Annotated in this window: 1 protein-coding gene and 1 pseudogene; both read left to right on the forward strand. The window is 58.6% G+C overall.

Going from position 1 to position 2,152, the window contains the following annotated elements:
• Nucleotides 1–97 precede the first annotated feature (97 nt).
• Nucleotides 98–1,112 (forward strand): annotated as a pseudogene (locus tag A0J57_RS24935) (Tn3 family transposase); the annotation flags it as partial.
• Between the two features lie 242 nt (nt 1,113–1,354).
• Nucleotides 1,355–1,909 (forward strand): hypothetical protein, encoded by a 555-nt coding sequence (locus tag A0J57_RS24940; protein ID WP_008832040.1) that lies wholly within the window; start codon nt 1,355–1,357, stop codon nt 1,907–1,909.
• The last annotated feature ends 243 nt before the right edge of the window (nt 1,910–2,152 follow it).

Below are 2,152 nucleotides of genomic sequence, written 5' to 3' on the forward strand. Positions count from 1 at the left end.
GACCGCATCATGTGACGACCACGCGTCGATCACGGACAGAAGCATGAACCCCAAGTCGATCTACCTTGCAGTCCCGCACCCAATGACAGAAGGTGTCCAATTGCTGCGGAGCGCGCGTTGGCATGTTGAAGGCAGGGCCTATGATCGGGCGCTCGCCTTGATCTTGGAGGCACATGCCGATCTACCCATGGCCGCGTTCTGGGGACAGGGGCACTCCGCCTCCAGCGACGGACAGTTCTTCCTCGCGACCGAGCGGGGCGAAGCGATGAACATGGTCAACGCCAAATACGGCAATGTCCCAGGCTTGAAAGGATACAGCCATGTCTCTGATCAATACGCGCCGTTTGCTACCCAGGTCATCCCGGCGACCGTCAGCAAAGGCACCCTATATTCTCGACGGGCTGCTCATGAATGACGCAGGCCGCCATGTCCGTCAGCACATTGCCGATACGGGCGAATTTACCGATCACGTCTTCGTCGCCTGCTCGCTTCTCGGCTACAGGTTCGCGCCACGCATCCGCGACCTGCAACAGAAAAGACACTATGCCTTTACCCCCGGTGCGACGCCGGCCAATGTGCGGGGTCTGGTAGGCGGGAAGATCAATGAGCCCCTCATCGAGCGGAACTGGCCCGACATCCTGCGGGTCATGGCCACGATCGCCGCCGACATTGTCGCCCCCAGCCAGATTCTGCGGAAGCTGGCTTCATATCCTCGTCAAAATGAGCTGGCCCTTGCCCTTTGGGAAGTCGGTCTTGTCGAACGGGCGCTGTTCATGATCGACTGGACTCTAGACGCCGGTTTGCAGCGCGAGGCCCAGATCGGCCTCAAAAAAGGTGAAGCCCATCATGCGCTGAAGCGCGCCATCAGCTTCCATCGGCGCGGTGAAATCCGGGACCGATCGGGTGAAGGTCAGCATTATCACATCGCCGGCATGAACTTCCTCGCCGCCATCATCATCTTCTGGAATAAGATTAAGCTCAGCGATGTCGTCACCGGTCGATCCGCTAATGGCGCTACCGTCCCACCCGATCTCCTCGCCCATTTCTCACCGCTGGTTTGGGAGCAAATCAACCTCACCGGCGAATATCGCTGGCCAAAATCCTTAGCGTAGGATTTCGCTCCCTCCCGCAAACGGCCCGTATTTTGCGGAGGACATCGCATGCCAACCGCGGCACTTCACCCGTCGGTAAAGTGCCACGGTCCTCAGTTCTGTGGGTAGCGAGGATCTAGCGAGTTAGTGACCTCACGCTCTAATAGCCGCTGCGCTTCGGTGAAGTGCCACGACTGGTCCAACCGCCTTAGCCGGTCGATAACGGATTCACATTCCGTTCTTATTGTGCTTCAAATGTTCTGATGTTTCAGCCTGATCTTTTTGCCACAGAGGCGACCTCGGAACCGGCCAGCGTTTCGGAACAACCGGTGCTCGACGTGCCTGGTATCCTCGAGCGACTGGCCGACTTTTGCGAGCGCCCCCGGTACAGCTTCATGGTGCTGAATCTGATCGCGCAATTGAGTGCGAAAACTGGCTCGGCCGGTCCGTTCGTCCGAGCGGGCGAGACGCGGATTCCGGTTCGAGACTGGTTATCTGACGCTCTGACCCCGGTCGCCCAGCGCGATCCCCGCCGGCTCGCGATCGCCGGAAAGGTTCGACGCGCGCTGGAGGACGATAATGCGCTACCAGAAGATAGCGCGGCAGCAGGCGCCTTGATCGACGATCTGGTACGCGAGCGCATCCGGATTTCCGGTCGAACTAACGTCAGTCGCGCCGTCTCAGAACTGGTTCGAGCCGGATTAGTCCAAAGGCGATATCAAGGATATCGGGTCGATCATCACAATCGCGGCGCGCAGCGTCAGGTCATGTACGCCATCACTGAGGAAGCGCGCCGTGCCCTGCGCTCCGGGGTGTGACTCGCGTTCCTTGCCTTCTATAGGCAAGCACGATGGCTTTTCATCACCGTTAGATCGTGATGCGAGCGTCCCATGGTGATCGTTCGGCATACGTGCAGGCATCTGAACTAGGGAATCAAAGGGTGGTAATAGCTTCTACGACTGGACTAGCTGTCTGGTTGCGACACATCATTGGGATATGGTAAAGAATGCCATCGCGGATCACGCGTGGCGCTTTGCCGTCCTTGCTGATGAGGTTTCGTG

The organism is Sphingobium sp. 22B, from assembly GCF_001580035.1.
GTDB classification, from domain to species: Bacteria; Pseudomonadota; Alphaproteobacteria; order Sphingomonadales; family Sphingomonadaceae; genus Sphingobium; species Sphingobium fuliginis.

Coding starts and splice junctions, on each gene's coding strand:
- A0J57_RS24940 (WP_008832040.1), top strand. CDS start 1,355: ATGTTTCAGCCTGATCTTTTTGCCACAGAGGCGACCTCGGAACCGGCC.